This window comes from Sphingomonas sp. PP-CC-3A-396 (assembly GCF_004343105.1).
Taxonomy (GTDB): domain Bacteria; phylum Pseudomonadota; class Alphaproteobacteria; order Sphingomonadales; family Sphingomonadaceae; genus Sphingomonas.
In genome coordinates, this window is sequence record NZ_SLYF01000004.1 from 366,738 (window position 1) to 381,855 (window position 15,118).

Below are 15,118 nucleotides of genomic sequence, written 5' to 3' on the forward strand. Positions count from 1 at the left end.
CGGGTGCCCAGTCTGTGTTCCCGCCTTCGCGGGGACACCCATCCTCCCCGGCACGGGGAGGGGGACCGCCGCTCGCAGAGCGGGGGTGGAGGGGGATCACCCGGAGCGTACCGCCTCGAAGAGCGAACTCGGCAACCGCTTCAGCAGAACTCCACCGGGAGCATCCACAACCGTATCTCGCGGGGAAAGCCCCCTCCACCAGCTTCGCTGGTCCCCCTCCCCGTTCCGGGGAGGATTAGCCCCACACTCAAAACGCCGCGCTGGCTTTGGCCTCCCCCATCATCGCGGCCCGCACCAAGGGAATCGGCGGCCCGCCATAGCTCAGGAACTGGTCGTGGAACGCCTTCCAAGCCTTCCGCCCACCCCGTGTCGCGGTCCAGTCCGCCCGCAATTTGCGGATCATCAGCTTGCCCATCGTGTAGTTCAGATACGCCGGATCATACGTCCCCCGCGCTGCCTGCTGCCGCGCATTACCCTCGTCCTGGTAACATTCGTCGACGAACATCCGGAACGACTGCTCCTGCGTCATCCCCTTCGCGTGCATGCGGATCGCTGACAGATATCGGCAATCGCGTAGGAGAGCGTTCGAGATCTGCCCGACATGCGTCTCGGGATCGCCGTTGTTGAGCCCGGCCTCCCACATCATTTCCTCGGCATAGTGCGCCCACCCCTCGGCAAACGCGTACCCCACGAACAGCCGCCCGAAGAGCGACGGCGAGCGGTTCGCGTGCAGGAACTGGACGAAATGCCCCGGCATCACCTCGTGCACCGACGTGAACAGCAGGTCGTTCTTGCCCGGCACGAACGCGTCCTGCACCGCCTTGGTCCAGCTCGGATCGGGCGGCGAGATGTAATAGATCGACGGCACGCCCTTATCGAACGGCCCCGGCGGATCGATATACGCCGAGTTCTGCCGGTTATACGGCGGCGATTCCTCGACCAGCGCCTGTTCGGTCCCCGGGATTGTCAGCAGGTCGTGATCGACCACGAATTTGCGCAGCGTCGGGATTTGTCGCCGCGCCTCCGCGACGGGGCCGCCGACCGGCTTGTTCGCGTTCATCTTGTCCATGCACGCCGTGATCGACAGCCCCTTGGCGAACACGCCGCAGGCCTGCGCCAGCGCCGCCTGGTTGCGCCTCAGATCCGCGACACCCGCCGCCTCGAGCTGGTCGAGCGGCGTATCGACGCCCTCCGTCATCGCCACCATCCGTGCGAACTTGTCCGCCCCCAGTGCAAAATCCTGCGTCGCGGTCGCGCGCTGGCCCTCGGTCCACGTCCCCAGATCGCGCATCGCCGCTGCCGCCGCCTTTGCCGCATCGGCCAGCTGCTTCTGTGCCGCCGCATCCTTCACGCCCGCAAACGCCTTCACCGCGTCGCCCGCGTAATAGTCGGCAAAGCCGTTGAACGCCGCCGTCCCGTAATTGACGTAGCTCAGCGGCATCGGCGTCTTGAGGTTCGCCCTGATGTTCCCCGCCGCCGCCGGAATCTTCTGCAGGAACGCGGTCAGCGCATTCATCCGCGTCGGCGCATCGGCATAATTGCGCGCGATATACGTGTTCGGATCGAGCCCCGCGCTGACATACCACGCCGGATTGTGATGCGGCTGGTCGGCATCATCGAGCCAGAACAGCTTCCCCTTGGCAACCTGCACCAGATAGTCGCGTTCGAACGCCTCGGCCGGCTTCAAGTCCTTGAACGCCCCCGCTTTGTCGATCGCGGCGTGCAGGAAGTCCGCCTGTCGCTTCAGTCCCGCAGCACTCCAATCGCCGAGTCCGCCATCATACTCATGCTTGCCCTGATAGACCGCGTTGGCCGGATCGATCTTGAACCAGCCATCGATGAAGCCGTCGCGGAACCCGGCCCAGTCGTTCTTCGCAGCAGGGGTTGGCGCAGGTGCCGCAGCCTGTGTGTTCGAAATAGTCTGCGCAGGCCCGCACGCGCTCAGCATCAGCGCAGCCGCCGCCACCGTTGCCAGAAGTCCGATCCGCATCTCGTCTCCAATTCCGATTCGTGACGCCATGCTGCCAGTCGAAGCGCCGCTGCGCCAGTGCGCGGAACGGCGCCCACGCTGAGCCGTTGATCGCACACCTGTTTCGAATGACTGGAGAGCTTGATGCCCTATATAAAAACCCGTGACGGTACCGATATTTACGTCAAGGACTGGGGCACTGGCCGCCCGGTGATTCTCACGCATGGCTGGCCGCTCAACGCCGACAGCTGGGACGCGCAGGCGATGGCGCTCGCACAGGCCGGTTTCCGCGCAATCGCCTATGACCGTCGCGGGTTCGGCCGCTCGGGCCAGCCGTGGTCGGGCTATGATTACGACACGCTCACCGACGATCTCGCCGACGTGATGGAAGCGACCGGCGCGAACACCGATGCGACGATCGTCGGCTTCTCGATGGGTGGCGGCGAGATCGCGCGCTACATGAGCCGCTACGACGGCAAGGGCGTGGTCGCCGCCGGGCTGATCGCGTCCGTGGTGCCATACATGCTCAAGACCGACGACAACCCCGACGGTGTCGATGCGGAAACGTTGGCGAGCATCGGCGCGGGCATCGAGGACGACCGCCCGGCGTTCTTCAAGACCTTCCTCCAGCAGTTCCTCGGCGTCGGGTTCATCACCTCGCCGGTCAGCGACGAGGTCGTCGACTGGGCCTGGGGCCTGGCGATGCAGGCAGGTCTGCATCCGACGCTGCGCTGTGCAGAAGCGTTCGGGCATACGGACTTCCGCGGTGACTTGGCGGCGTTCCGCGTGCCGACGCTGATCGTGCACGGGACGAGCGACAAGACGGTGCCGATCGACGCCACCGGCCGTGCTGCAGCCAAGGGCATCGCCGGCTCGCAGCTCGTCGAATATGACGGTGCACCGCACGGCCTGACGATCACCGAGAGCGATCGCTTCACCAACGATCTGCTGACGTTCCTGGGTAAGTAACGCTTTCCGGGTCTCCACATCGTTCTGATCCAGGGTTCTGGCGCTCGCCAGTAACCCTGGATTAGGTGGAACCGGGAACGGGGGTCGAAAAGCCAGCCTCGGTCGCGCTCAATTAACTTGTTTACAGTTTCCCAGCTACGACATCCGCGTGGCCCTCTCATACCAAACTCGCGCGCCTCTTCGCGTCTTGCCGACACGCCAAGCCTATCGGGCCGCCATCGGCGTTTCCGTTGCGGCTTTCCTTGGCTGGGTCGTCACGATCAACGCCACCTCGACGATCGTCGTCTCACCCATCAACATCTGGTTCGTCACCGCGATCAGTTTGCTCGGCGGTATGGCGGGGCTTCGGACCGGCATCGTGATCGGTGTGGTAGAAGGTGCGGTCGGCCACCACAAAGCGAAGGCGCGACCCTGGGTGGTCCGCTGCCTGATGGCTACGATCGGCTTTGTCTTTGGCGTGATCGTCGGCGCGACGGTCGCCTATCGAATGGTCGACGTCGCCCTGTTCTGGCGATCCGACGAGCCCGTCGTCACCACCATTTTCCCCATCCACGCGGTGGGCCTTGCAAAGGCGACGCCCTTCCTATCGATCGGATCGGAGGGTGAGCGTGACGATATTCGCATCTCCAAACGCGACTATGACGTACTGACGAACGTGGTCCCACTCCGCCGGCCGTGGCGCTATTGCATCGCCCTCAAGCGCCAAGCGAGTTACGAGGCCGTGCGCGTATGGCGACCCCGTTCACGCCGTTCCGGGCCACAAACGGTGTTCCCGTGCCCTTCCTATGCGCAGTGGTGGTAAGCCGGCATCAATTGCCCAGCGGGACGATAACCTCGTCCGGATGCGCGACGTTCAGCTCCTTGCGGACCATCTCGTCGACCATATCCGGATTTGCATGATCCGGGTTCAATAGAGCAACGCGGTTTTTCAGAACCTCACGCTTGCGATCGAGCGCGGCATAGTCCTGCTCGCGCTTCGCAAGCTGGCGCTTGTAGTCGCCATACGCGAACATCCCGTTCGGCCCGAGCACGGCATACGCGCCGAAGAACGCCATCAGCGTCAGCCCCAGCGCCGGCCACGCGGCCTTGCGCATCGTCTTCCGCAGCTTGCTGGTCTTCGTCGTCACGCGTGCCATGCTCGTTCTCCCGAACTCCAGCTTATCAGCCGCCGATCAGGATGTCGCGACCCGCATAGCGCGCCGCGTCACCCAACTCTTCCTCGATCCGGATCAGCTGGTTGTACTTCGCCAACCGGTCCGACCGCGCGAGGCTGCCCGTCTTGATCTGCCCGCAGTTGGTGGCGACCGCCAGATCGGCGATCGTCGAATCCTCGGTCTCGCCCGAACGATGCGACATCACGGCCGTATACTTAGCCCGCTGCGCCATCGACACCGCCTCCAGCGTCTCGGTCAGCGTGCCGATCTGGTTGACCTTCACCAGCAGCGAGTTCGCGATACCCTGGTCGATGCCACGCTTCAGACGCTTCGGGTTGGTCACGAACAGATCGTCGCCGACTAGCTGGACCTTGTCGCCGATCAGGTCGGTCAGCGTCTTCCAGCCCTCCCAATCGTCCTCGCCCATGCCGTCCTCGATCGAGAAGATCGGGTAGCGCCGCGTCAGGTCGGCGAGATATTCCGCCATCTCGGCGCTCTCGAGGATCCGGCCCTCGCCCGAGATGTCGTACTTGCCGTTCTTGTAGAACTCGGTCGCCGCGCAATCGAGCGCGAGCATCACGTCCTCGCCGGGCTTGTAGCCCGCCTTCTCGATGCTCGACATGATGAAGTCGAGCGCCTCGGTGGTGCTGCCGATGTTCGGAGCGAAGCCGCCCTCGTCGCCGACGCTGGTCGACAGGCCCTTCTCGCTCAGGCCCTTCTTCAACGTGTGGAAGATCTCCGAGCCGCAACGGACGGCTTCGAGGATGTTCGACGCGCCGACCGGGACGATCATGAATTCCTGAAAATCGATCGGGTTGTCGGCATGCTCGCCGCCGTTGATGATGTTCATCATCGGCACCGGCAGCAGATGCGCCTGCACGCCGCCGACATAGCGGTACAGCGGCAAACCGCGTGCTTCGGCCGCGGCCTTGGCGACGGCGAGGCTGACGCCGAGGATCGCGTTCGCACCCAGCCGGCCCTTGTTCTCGGTGCCGTCGAGCTCGATCATCGCGCGGTCGAGGTCCGACTGGTCCTCCGCGTCCATGCCGAGCACGGTGTCGGTGATCTCGTCGTTGACCGCGTCGACCGCGCCATCGACGCCCTTGCCGCCCCAGCGGGTTTTGTCGCCGTCGCGTCGCTCGACCGCTTCGTGCGCGCCGGTCGACGCGCCCGAGGGCACGGCGGCACGGCCGAAGCTGCCGTCTTCGAGCAGCACGTCGACCTCGACGGTCGGATTGCCACGGCTGTCGAGGATCTGGCGTGCATGAAGGTCGATGATTGCGGTCACGTAACGATGCTCCTACAAATCCCGGTGCCGGGTCGTTCGCGCCGCCTCTACCGTCTCGCGCCATTGCGGGCAATCGCGCGGACATCCGAGAATAGTGTCGTGTAATCGCGCGACGGTTCGGGAACCGTGCTCCGGCGGCGGTGTTGAGGGCGTAACAATTCTGAAAGGGACCGTCATGGCCGACTCCAGCGTAAACGATACCGTCAACGACCTGAAAACGACTGCGAACGAGGTCGGCACCGAGGTGAGCAAGACGATCGATAACAAGATGGGCGACAACGGCACCAGCGATCTCTCGGGCAAGACCGCCGACGCCAAGCAGGCGATCAAGGAAGGCGCGAGCAAGTACAGCGCGCAGGCCGCCGACAAGGCGCGCACCTTCGCCGAGGACGGCAAGGCCCGTGCAAGCGGCGCGCTCGAGCAGATCGCCCAGCTTCTCAACGACGCCGCCGGTCAGGTCGACGACAAGCTCGGCTCGCAGTACGGCCGCTACGCCCGTAGCGCTGCCGACAGCGTCTCGGGTTTTGCCGACCAGGTGAAGGCGAAGGACATCGACGAGCTGGTCGACGACGCCCGCGAACTGGTGCGCAAGTCGCCCGCGATCGCGGTCGGCGCCGCAGCAGCCATCGGCTTCGTCATCGCGCGACTGGTCCAGTCGGGCGTCGACGCCAACCCGAAGGCCTGACGCCTTGTCCGATCCCGTGATGCTGACCGGCGAAGACGAAAGCCTTTCGTCGATCGTCGGCCGGTTGGCGACCGAAACGAAGAGTCTCGCGACCGCGGAAGTCGCTGTCTACAAGGCGAAGTTCGGCGAGACGGCCAACGCGTACAAGTCGGCGGCGATGTTCTTCGCAGTCGCCGGCGTGCTGGCGCTGGCCGCGCTGATCGCACTGCTGGTCGGTGCGATCTTGACGCTGGCAACGCTGGTAGGGCCTGGATGGTCGACCGTGATCGTCGTCGTTGCGGTGCTGGCGTTGGCCGGCATCCTGGCGATGATCGGCAAGTCGAAGCTTCAGACCAAAAGCGAGCCCGTATCATGACATCCGCCAAAGTCGCCGCCGCAGAGATCGAAGCCGCCCTCGCCCGCCAGCGCGTCATGATGACGGTTGGACAGTTGCAGGACCGGCTCAACCCGCGGAAGCTCGCGCTCAACGCCAGCCGCGACGTCGCCGATGCCGGCACCGCCGCGCTGACCGCGAGCGTCGAGACGGTGAAGCGCAATCCGGGGCCGACCGCGGGGTTTGCCGCGGTCGCCGGGCTGTTCCTCGCGCGACACCGGATCGTCGGACTCTTCCGCCGCGGGCGCTGACTGCAACTGCGGTCACCGCATTGAAACCTTGAAGTCCCGGCTCGCGTTGAACCCATTGCATTGAACGACGAGCAGCTTGCCATCAGAAGGACATTTCCATGACCGACGCAAAGACCACCGCAAACGAAGCCGCCCATGAGACCGAAGGCCGTCTGCGCGAAGGCCTCGACACCGTCCGCGAGACCGCCTCGAAGGTCTATCACGAGGCCGGCGACAAGGCTTCCGAGGTTCTCGAAGTATCGCGCGAGAAGACCAAGCGCGTCGTTAACAATCTTGAATCCAACCCGCTCGGCATCCTCGTCGGCGGTCTCGCCGTCGGTGCGCTCGCCGGCGCGCTGATCCCGCGCTCGGCGCGCGAGAAGGAATTGCTCGCGCCGGTCGGCAAGCGTCTCAGCGAGACCGTCGTCGCCGCCACCGCCGCCGCCAAGGCTGCCGGTCAGTCTGAACTCGGCGAACTGGGACTCACCAAGGACAATGCGCGCGGTCAGGCCGAGGGTCTGCTCGAAGGCGTCGTCAAGGCGCTGACCACCGCGGGTACCGCAGGTGCGAAGGCCGTTTCGCAGAAGCCAGCTGTCTAAATAGAGACCGACTAAGGGTTCAAAGCGCGGGTCGAACACGCTAGGGCACCTGCAACCTCCCTCCCAAGGACAAGCAGCGCATGAGCAAGCTCCACCTCGTATTCGGCGGCCGCGTCAGCGACCCGCGCACCCTAGATTTCAACGATCTGAGCAAGATCGAGTTCGTCGGCGTATTCCCCGACTACGCCAGCGCCGAGAAGGCCTGGCGTGCTGCGGCGCAGCGGACCGTGGACGATGCGGAGATGAAGTTCGTGGTGGTGCATCTGCACCGCATGCTCGAGCCGAACTTGGGTGCGACTGTAGCCTGAACTGCTTCTGGGCCGTCATTGTCGCGGAGGCGGGAGCCCATATTGGCTAACGTCGCGAACTGATCGCAACGGCATAGGCTATGAATCCCCGCCCGCGCGGGGATGACGGTGTTGAGCGACGGCACATCTGCCTTCGCCAACGTGAGCTGGTGCTCATGACCTAGCGAAACTGGCATAGCGCAAAACAACTTGCCCTCACCCTTCCCACGGCCAAGCAGCCGCGGGCCCCTTCTCTCTCCCGACGGGAGAGGGAGAAACGCCGAATACGGCGATGGGTGAGGGCACGCTGAGCAGTGCTACCGGCACTCGTCGCGCTGACTTGTTGACGGACGCATTCCACTCACGCTCTACCTCCGCCTAGATAGGGTAGAGATAACGTCGGCAAGCCCGACGAAGGCGCACAAGCGCGCATTTCCTTCGCGCCGCCCCTTCCCCCCACCCGTTCGTGCTGAGTAGAGACCGAGTAGCTCCGTCAGGAGCGTATCGAGGGCTCGTATCGAAGCACAGGTCCTGCGCGCCAACCTGTCCTTCGATACGCCGCTTCGACAAGCTCAGCAGCTACTCAGGACGAACGGTATGGGTGTGGGTGTGGGTGTGGGTTTCGGTTAGCGTGGGGCGGAACGAGCGCTTGTCAGGGACAGGCCGCTCAAGCAGCCCGGTAATGCCAGAGCAACAACGGCCGAGCCAGCACCAGCCCCGCCAAAAACCCACCGATATGCGCGCCAATAGCAATAGGCCCGCTAGCCCCAACCGAAGCCCCAAACCCGGCCAGCCCCATCAGCAACTGGATCCCGATCCAGGCCGCGGCAAGCCACACGACATGCACGACACCAGCCGGCACCGGCCCGATCGCCTGTGCCCGCCGCTCGCCATACAACAGCGCATAAGCCCCAACGACCGCCGAGATCGCACCGCTGGCGCCAATCATAGGTGCCGTAGAGTCAGGCCCGAACGCCCAATGCCCCGCTGCCGCCGCATACGCGCCCAGCACGTACAACACGACCAACCCGACCGTCCCCAACGCCTTCTCGACGAACTGCCCGCAATACACCAGCATCACGAGGTTCAACGCGATGTGCGCCCACCCGCCATGGATCAATGTCGCGGTCAGCGGCGTCGCCCAGGACGGCACGACGAACATATGCTCGCTCGGAATACCGAGATCGGTCATCCGCAACGGGATAAACCCGGCGTTCACCGCCCAGTACCCAAGCGACCCGCTCAGCACCAGGAATCCCGAGACGATGACCGTCACGATCGTGATGATCGCCGTCGCCCGCGTCTCGAAGAATTGCATAAGGCTCAGATGAACTCGATCTTGGAGACGACGTAATACCGCTCGCCGGCCGGCACCGTGACCTCGACCTCTTCGTCGAGCTTGCGCCCGATCAGCCCGCGACCCAGCGGCGAGTTGTACGAAATCCGGCCCGTCTTCGCGTTCGCCTCGGTCTGGCCGACGATCTGATACTTCACCGGCTTGTCGTTCTCGTCGAGCAACGTCACCGTTGCGCCGAACACGACCTTGTCGCCCGACAGGTCCTTCGGATCGATGATCTGCGCGCGCGACAGCTTGTCCTCGATGTCCGAGATCGATGCCTCGACCTGGCCCTGACGCTCCTTCGCGGCATGATATTCCGCGTTCTCGCTCAGGTCGCCGTGCGCGCGCGCCTCTTCGATCGCGTCGACGATCGTCGGACGTTCGGCTTTCAGGCGCTTCAGATCCGCACTGAGCGTCTCATAGCCTTCCTGCAGCATCGGCATCTTTTCGACGGTCGCCATCATCTCGTCCCCAAATCCATTTCCCCGCGCGAGGCCCTGTACCAGCCCCGCCCACACATCATTCTCATGTCGGGATCAGTCGTGCGACTGCGAATAATAGGATTGCAGCGGCCGTACTTCAAGGCTGTGCGTCGAAAGCTTGGCTATCGCCTTCGCCGCTTCGAGCGAAGCGGGCGCGGTCGTGAAGTACGGAATGCGCTGCCCGAGCGCCGAAGCACGGATCGGCTGCGAGTCCTTCAGGCTCTGCCACCCTTCCGTGGTGTTGAAGATCAGCGCGATATCGCCGTCCTTGATCCGGTCGACGATATGCGGCCGACCCTGGGCCACCTTGTTGACCTTCTCGACCGGCAACCCGGCGCGCGCCAGATGATCCGCGGTCCCGCCGGTCGCGACGATCGAGAACCCGGTGTCGACCAGCGCCTTCACCGCCTCGACGATCATCGCCTTGTCGCCGTCCTTCACGCTGACGAAGACGTTGCCCTTGGTCGGCAGGATCGTCCCCGCGCCAAGCTGCGCCTTCGCAAACGCGATCGTGAAATCGGGATCGATTCCCATGACTTCGCCGGTCGACTTCATTTCCGGTGACAGCACCGGATCGACGCCGGGGAACTTGTTGAAGGGGAACACCGCCTCCTTCACCGCATAATAGTCGATGTGCCGGTCGATCTTCGGGAGGTTGACCAGCTTCTCGCCCGCCATGACGCGTGCGGCGATCTTGGCGATCGGCGCGCCGATCGCCTTGGCGACGAACGGCACGGTGCGCGACGCGCGCGGGTTGACCTCGATGAGGTAGACCAGGCCGTCCTTCACCGCGAACTGGATGTTCATCAGGCCGACGACCGACAGTGCATGCGCGAGCGCCACCGTCTGCCGCTCGATCTCGGCGATGATCTCCGCCGACAGCGAGTAAGGCGGGATCGAGCACGCAGAGTCGCCCGAATGGACGCCCGCCTCCTCGATATGCTGCAACACGCCCGCGACGACGACATCGGTGCCGTCGCAGATCGCATCGACATCGACCTCGATCGCATCGCGCAGATACTGGTCGATCAGCACCGGCGAGTCGCCCGACACCTGCACCGCGGTCGCGATATAATGCTCGAGCTGCCCGATCGTATCGACGATCTCCATCGCCCGCCCGCCGAGCACGTACGAAGGCCGCATCAACACCGGATACCCGATCCGCTCGGCCGCCGCGACCGCCTCGTCCCGGCTTCGCGCCAGGCCATTGGCCGGCTGCAACAGCCCGAGCTTGGTGATCAGCGCCGCGAACCGCTCACGGTCCTCCGCCAGATCGATCGCGTCCGGCGTCGTCCCCAGGATCGGAATGCCCGCCGCCTCGAGCGCCCGCGCGAGGTTCAGCGGAGTCTGCCCGCCGAACTGCACGATCACGCCCACCAGCGTCCCGTTCTGCTGCTCGACATGCAGGATTTCCAACACGTCCTCGGCGGTCAGCGGCTCGAAATACAGCCGATCCGACGTGTCGTAATCGGTCGACACCGTCTCCGGGTTGCAGTTGACCATGATCGTCTCATAGCCCGCATCCGCCAGCGCGAAGCACGCATGGCAGCAGCAATAATCGAACTCGATCCCCTGCCCGATCCGGTTCGGCCCGCCGCCCAGGATCACGATCTTCTTGCGATCGGTCGGTTCGGACTCGTTCTCGGGCTCGCCGAAGCTCGGCGCCTCGTACGTCGAATACATATACGGCGTCTTCGCATCGAATTCGGCCGCGCAGGTATCGATCCGCTTGAACACCGGCCGCACGCCGAGCTTCAGGCGATGCTGGCGCACCTCCTCCTCGGTCACGCCGCCGGTCATCGCCTTGACGACCTCGTGGATCAGCCCCGAGCCACGTGCGATCCCGCGGTTCATGCCCCGCAGATTGGCGGATTGCAGCGCCAGCCACGCGAGCCGCTTGTCGCTGAACCCCATGCTTTTTAAACGCCGCATGCCGGGCGCGTCGATCGGCAGGCCGTCCTTCATCACCTCGGCCTCGGCCGCGATGATCTCGGCAATCCGCTCCAGGAACCACGGATCGTACTTGGCGATCGCATGCACCTCGGCGACCGTAAAGCCCTCGCGCAAAGCCTGCGCCGCCACCAGCAACCGGTCCGGCGTCGCAACGGCCAGCGCCGCCTCGATCTCCGCACGCGGTGCCCCGACCAGATGATCGACCTGGTTGAACCCCGACAGGCCCGTCTCGAGCCCGCGCAACGCCTTCTGCATCGATTCGTGGATGTTGCGACCGATCGCCATTACCTCGCCGACCGATTTCATCGCGGTGCCGAGCGTGTTCGACGCGCCCTTGAACTTCTCGAACGCGAACCGCGGGATCTTGGTCACGACGTAATCGATCGTCGGCTCGAACGCGGCCGGGGTAGCGCCGGTAATGTCGTTCTCGATCTCGTCGAGCGTGTAGCCGACCGCCAGCTTCGCCGCGACCTTCGCGATCGGGAAGCCGGTCGCCTTCGACGCCAGTGCGGACGAGCGCGAAACGCGTGGGTTCATCTCGATGACGACCAGCCGGCCGTCCTTCGGATTCACAGCGAACTGGACGTTCGAACCGCCTGTTTCGACGCCGATTTCACGCAACACCAAGATCGATGCGTTGCGCATGATCTGGTATTCCTTGTCGGTCAGCGTCAGCGCCGGCGCGACCGTGATCGAGTCGCCGGTGTGGACGCCCATCGGATCGACATTCTCGATCGAGCAGATGATGATCGCGTTGTCGTTGCGATCGCGCACCACCTCCATCTCGTATTCTTTCCAGCCGAGCAGCGATTCCTCGATCAGCACCTCGGTGGTCGGCGACAAATCGAGCCCGTTGCGGACGATCGCGATGAATTCCTCGCGGTTATACGCGATGCCGCCGCCCGAGCCGCCCATCGTGAAGCTCGGCCGGATGATCGACGGAAGCCCCGTCTTCTCAAGACCTTCGAGCGCTTCCTCGACAGTATGGGCGATCGCCGAGCGCGCGCTTTCCAGCCCGATCCGGTCCATCGCGTCGCGGAACTTCAGCCGGTCCTCCGCCATGTCGATCGCATCGGCATCAGCCCCGATCATCGTCACGCCGAACTTCTCCAGCGTACCGTCATGGAACAGCGCGAGCGCGGTATTCAGCGCGGTCTGCCCGCCCATCGTCGGCAGGATCGCGTCCGGACGCTCCTTCTCGATGATCTTGGCGACGATCGCCGGCGTGATCGGCTCGACATAGGTCGCGTCGGCCAGCTCGGGATCGGTCATGATCGTGGCGGGGTTCGAATTGACGAGGACGATACGATAGCCCTCCTCCTTCAACGCCTTGATCGCCTGCGTGCCCGAATAATCGAACTCGCACGCCTGGCCGATGACGATGGGTCCTGCGCCGATGACGAGGATCGAGGTGATGTCGGTGCGTTTTGGCATTATGAAAAGACCGCAATTAGAATGGACACAGCGACACCAACGGCGCCAAAAATTGTACCCCACTTCGTCCAGTCGAAGTGCGACGTGATCGTATTTGGAACGCGAGCACTATAATTTCGCATGATTAGATTTGTGCCGGGATCAATGGTCATCGAAATATCATGTGTCTTCTCGACTTCTAAAATTCCATTTCGGCTTATCTTGTATGCCTCCATCGGAAATCTTTTCGTCGACACAACCCAGCCTCTTAACAGGAGGTGAGCTAGCGCGGCCTCAACACGCCCAAGGAGCATTGGCGGCTTGAAGCTTGATGCTATTGCCTGCGCCGTCATCGCATCCGATGCCTCATCTATTTCGTCATGGAGTCGCAGCAAGACACTGATGTTCGCATCAGCTTCTGTGCCGTGCTCATTCAACGCAATGATCCAACAAACCGCTCGAACAGGTACAGACTATCCTGCGGCCCAGGACTTGCTTCCGGATGATATTGCACCGAGAACGCCGGCTTGTCGGTCAGTTCCAGCCCGGCATTCGACCCGTCGAACAGCGACACATGCGTCTCGCGGACGTTCGCCGGCAGGCTTTCGCGCTCGACTGCGAAGCCGTGGTTCATGCTGGTGATCTCGACCGCGCCATCGGACAGACGCTTAACCGGATGGTTGGCGCCGCGGTGGCCCTGGAACATCTTGGTCGTGGTCGCGCCGACCGCGAGGCCGAGCAGCTGGTGGCCGAGGCAGATGCCGAACAGCGGCTTGCCCGTCTCCAGCAGCTGGCGGATCACCGGCACCGCGTAGTCGGCGGTCGCTGCGGGATCACCGGGGCCGTTCGACAGGAAGATGCCGTCGGGGTTTAGGGCCATCACCTGCTCGAAGCTGGCGGTGGCGGGGACGACGGACACCTTCGCGCCGGCCTCGACGAGGTTGCGGAAGATGTTGCGCTTCGAGCCGTAATCGATCGCGACGACGTGGGGGCGGGCTTCACTTGAGCCCCCGCCCGCAAGCGGGAGGGGGTTGGGGGTGGGCTCGCGCTCACCTGCCGGGGGGATGGCAGAAGAAGGCTCAACCGCACCGTCGTCTGTCGAGGAAGCCGGGAGCCCACCCCCGGCCCCTCCCGCTTGCGGGAGGGGGGAAGAAGAATAGCCGAAGCCAAGCTTCCAGACACCGCCGGGCGCATTTTCACCCCAGCCGTAATGCATCTCGGTCGACACGTCCTTGGCGAGGTCCATGCCCTCAAGCCCCGGCCAGGCGCGCGCCATCGCCAGCAACGCCGTCACGTCGAACTCGCCACTCGCCGAATGCGCGATCACCCCATTAGGCGCACCCGCCACCCGAATCCGCCGCGTCAGCGCGCGCGTGTCGACCCCCGACAAGCCGATCCGCGCATGCCGCTTCATCCAGCCATCCAGCCCCTCGACCGCGCGGAAGCTCGACGGCTGAGTCACGTCCTCGCGGACGATGATGCCGAGCGCGTGCGGGTCGTCCGCCTCGACGTCGTCGGGGTTCGCGCCGACATTGCCGATGTGTGGGAAGGTGAAGCAGATCATCTGCCCGGCGAACGACGGGTCGGTCAGCACCTCCTGATAGCCGGTCATCGCGGTGTGGAAGCACACTTCGCCGACCGCACTGCCCTCTGCGCCGAACCCGCGCCCCCAGATCACGTCGCCATTGGCGAGGACGAGGACGCCTGTTGCACCGGCAGGCATGGCTATAGGCTGGGCGTCGGCCATCAGGCTGGGCACTCTCTTTACGTTGACGATGTCGCTAAGTGGTGTCCGCTAAGGCCGGCGTGCCGCAGCGTCAATCTGTTAAACGGGCGGCGGACGCGCTATCCCGTCGGGCTATCCCGAACCGCCTGAAAGACCAGTACATGATTCGCGACGACATCAAGGCTGCGCAGCTGACCGCCATGAAGGCCGGCGACAAGCAGAGCCGCAACGCTATCTCGTTGATCCAGGCCGCGATCAAGAACCGCGACATTGAGGCGCGGACCGGTAAGGCGCCGGAAAGCGACGACGCGCTGGTGGTCGAAGTGCTCCAGAAGATGGTCAAGCAGCGCCGCGAGTCGATCGAGATGTTCTCGAAGGGTGGCCGCCAGGAGCTCGCCGATGCGGAGACGGCCGAGGTCGCGGTGATCGAACGCTTCCTGCCCCAGCAGATGAGCGAGGCGGAAACGTCGGCGGCGATCGAGGCGATCAAGGCGGAACTCGGCGCGACCGGCATGAAGGACATGGGCCGCGTGATGGCGGAACTGAAGGCGCGCCACGCCAGCGAGCTGGACATGAGCAAGGCGAGCGGCCTGGTAAAGGCAGCGCTGTCGTAAATTCTGCTCCCCTCCCGCCTGCGGGAGGGGTCGGGGG

Annotated in this window: 16 protein-coding genes; 8 read left to right on the plus strand and 8 right to left on the minus strand. The window is 64.2% G+C overall.

Going from position 1 to position 15,118, the window contains the following annotated elements:
• Window positions 1–247: 247 nt before the first annotated feature.
• Entirely contained in the window at window positions 248–1,990 is a 1,743-nt protein-coding gene (locus C8J40_RS10115) for a DUF885 domain-containing protein (RefSeq protein ID WP_132896902.1), read from the minus strand.
• A 123-nt stretch (window positions 1,991–2,113) separates the two neighbouring features.
• Here C8J40_RS10115 and C8J40_RS10120 point away from each other — a divergent pair, with 123 nt between their 5' ends.
• Both C8J40_RS10120 and C8J40_RS10125 read left to right on the plus strand, forming a co-directional pair.
• On the plus strand, window positions 2,114–2,938 hold the full coding sequence (locus C8J40_RS10120; RefSeq protein WP_132896903.1) for an alpha/beta hydrolase: 825 nt from the start codon (window positions 2,114–2,116) through the stop codon (window positions 2,936–2,938).
• 148 nt (window positions 2,939–3,086) lie between these two features.
• Window positions 3,087–3,740, plus strand: coding sequence for a hypothetical protein (locus C8J40_RS10125; RefSeq protein WP_132896904.1), 654 nt, complete (start codon window positions 3,087–3,089; stop codon window positions 3,738–3,740).
• Between the two features lie 7 nt (window positions 3,741–3,747).
• On the opposite strand, the gene C8J40_RS10130 is transcribed toward C8J40_RS10125, so the two are convergent.
• Both C8J40_RS10130 and eno read right to left on the minus strand, forming a co-directional pair.
• Entirely contained in the window at window positions 3,748–4,074 is a 327-nt protein-coding gene (locus C8J40_RS10130) for a septum formation initiator family protein (RefSeq protein ID WP_055878455.1), read from the minus strand.
• A gap of 25 nt (window positions 4,075–4,099) precedes the next feature.
• Complete coding sequence (gene eno, locus C8J40_RS10135; RefSeq protein ID WP_132896905.1) at window positions 4,100–5,380, minus strand: phosphopyruvate hydratase; 1,281 nt, start codon at window positions 5,378–5,380, stop codon at window positions 4,100–4,102.
• 175 nt (window positions 5,381–5,555) lie between these two features.
• Here eno and C8J40_RS10140 point away from each other — a divergent pair, with 175 nt between their 5' ends.
• The 5 genes from C8J40_RS10140 (at window position 5,556) to C8J40_RS10160 (ending at window position 7,575) form a co-directional block, all read left to right on the plus strand.
• Window positions 5,556–6,065: a hypothetical protein gene (locus C8J40_RS10140; RefSeq protein WP_132896906.1), complete on the plus strand. Its 510-nt coding sequence runs from the start codon at window positions 5,556–5,558 to the stop codon at window positions 6,063–6,065.
• Window positions 6,066–6,069: 4 nt separating this feature from the next.
• A complete protein-coding gene (locus C8J40_RS10145) occupies window positions 6,070–6,420 on the plus strand; it encodes a phage holin family protein (protein ID WP_243693314.1) in 351 nt (116 codons plus the stop codon).
• On the plus strand, window positions 6,417–6,689 hold the full coding sequence (locus tag C8J40_RS10150) for a phosphatase (protein WP_132740434.1): 273 nt from the start codon (window positions 6,417–6,419) through the stop codon (window positions 6,687–6,689). Before C8J40_RS10145 ends, C8J40_RS10150 begins: the two co-directional genes overlap by 4 nt.
• A gap of 98 nt (window positions 6,690–6,787) precedes the next feature.
• On the plus strand, window positions 6,788–7,267 hold the full coding sequence (locus C8J40_RS10155) for a hypothetical protein (RefSeq protein ID WP_132896907.1): 480 nt from the start codon (window positions 6,788–6,790) through the stop codon (window positions 7,265–7,267).
• An 80-nt stretch (window positions 7,268–7,347) separates the two neighbouring features.
• Window positions 7,348–7,575: a DUF4170 domain-containing protein gene (locus tag C8J40_RS10160; RefSeq protein ID WP_056051043.1), complete on the plus strand. Its 228-nt coding sequence runs from the start codon at window positions 7,348–7,350 to the stop codon at window positions 7,573–7,575.
• 646 nt (window positions 7,576–8,221) lie between these two features.
• Here the strand turns inward: C8J40_RS10160 and C8J40_RS10165 are convergent.
• The 5 genes from C8J40_RS10165 to C8J40_RS10185 all read right to left on the minus strand — a co-directional run bounded on the left by C8J40_RS10165 (window position 8,222) and on the right by C8J40_RS10185 (window position 14,488).
• Window positions 8,222–8,872, minus strand: a complete 651-nt coding sequence (locus C8J40_RS10165; protein ID WP_093399389.1) for a rhomboid family intramembrane serine protease — start codon at window positions 8,870–8,872, stop codon at window positions 8,222–8,224.
• A gap of 5 nt (window positions 8,873–8,877) precedes the next feature.
• Window positions 8,878–9,354: a transcription elongation factor GreA gene (gene greA, locus C8J40_RS10170; RefSeq protein ID WP_056052861.1), complete on the minus strand. Its 477-nt coding sequence runs from the start codon at window positions 9,352–9,354 to the stop codon at window positions 8,878–8,880.
• Between the two features lie 75 nt (window positions 9,355–9,429).
• The gene (gene carB, locus C8J40_RS10175; protein WP_132896908.1) at window positions 9,430–12,762 is read right to left on the minus strand and encodes a carbamoyl-phosphate synthase large subunit; all 3,333 of its coding nucleotides are present in this window, start codon (window positions 12,760–12,762) and stop codon (window positions 9,430–9,432) included.
• Window positions 12,762–13,178 carry a hypothetical protein gene (locus C8J40_RS10180; protein ID WP_132896909.1) on the minus strand — a complete coding sequence of 139 codons (417 nt, stop codon included), beginning with the start codon at window positions 13,176–13,178 and terminating at the stop codon, window positions 12,762–12,764. The genes carB and C8J40_RS10180 overlap by 1 nt, the downstream gene beginning before the upstream one ends.
• Complete coding sequence (locus C8J40_RS10185; RefSeq protein ID WP_132896910.1) at window positions 13,175–14,488, minus strand: carbamoyl phosphate synthase small subunit; 1,314 nt, start codon at window positions 14,486–14,488, stop codon at window positions 13,175–13,177. Before C8J40_RS10185 ends, C8J40_RS10180 begins: the two co-directional genes overlap by 4 nt.
• A 140-nt stretch (window positions 14,489–14,628) precedes the next feature.
• Between C8J40_RS10185 and C8J40_RS10190 the strand changes: the two genes are divergently transcribed.
• Window positions 14,629–15,081 carry a GatB/YqeY domain-containing protein gene (locus C8J40_RS10190; protein WP_107952276.1) on the plus strand — a complete coding sequence of 151 codons (453 nt, stop codon included), beginning with the start codon at window positions 14,629–14,631 and terminating at the stop codon, window positions 15,079–15,081.
• Window positions 15,082–15,118: the final 37 nt, after the last annotated feature.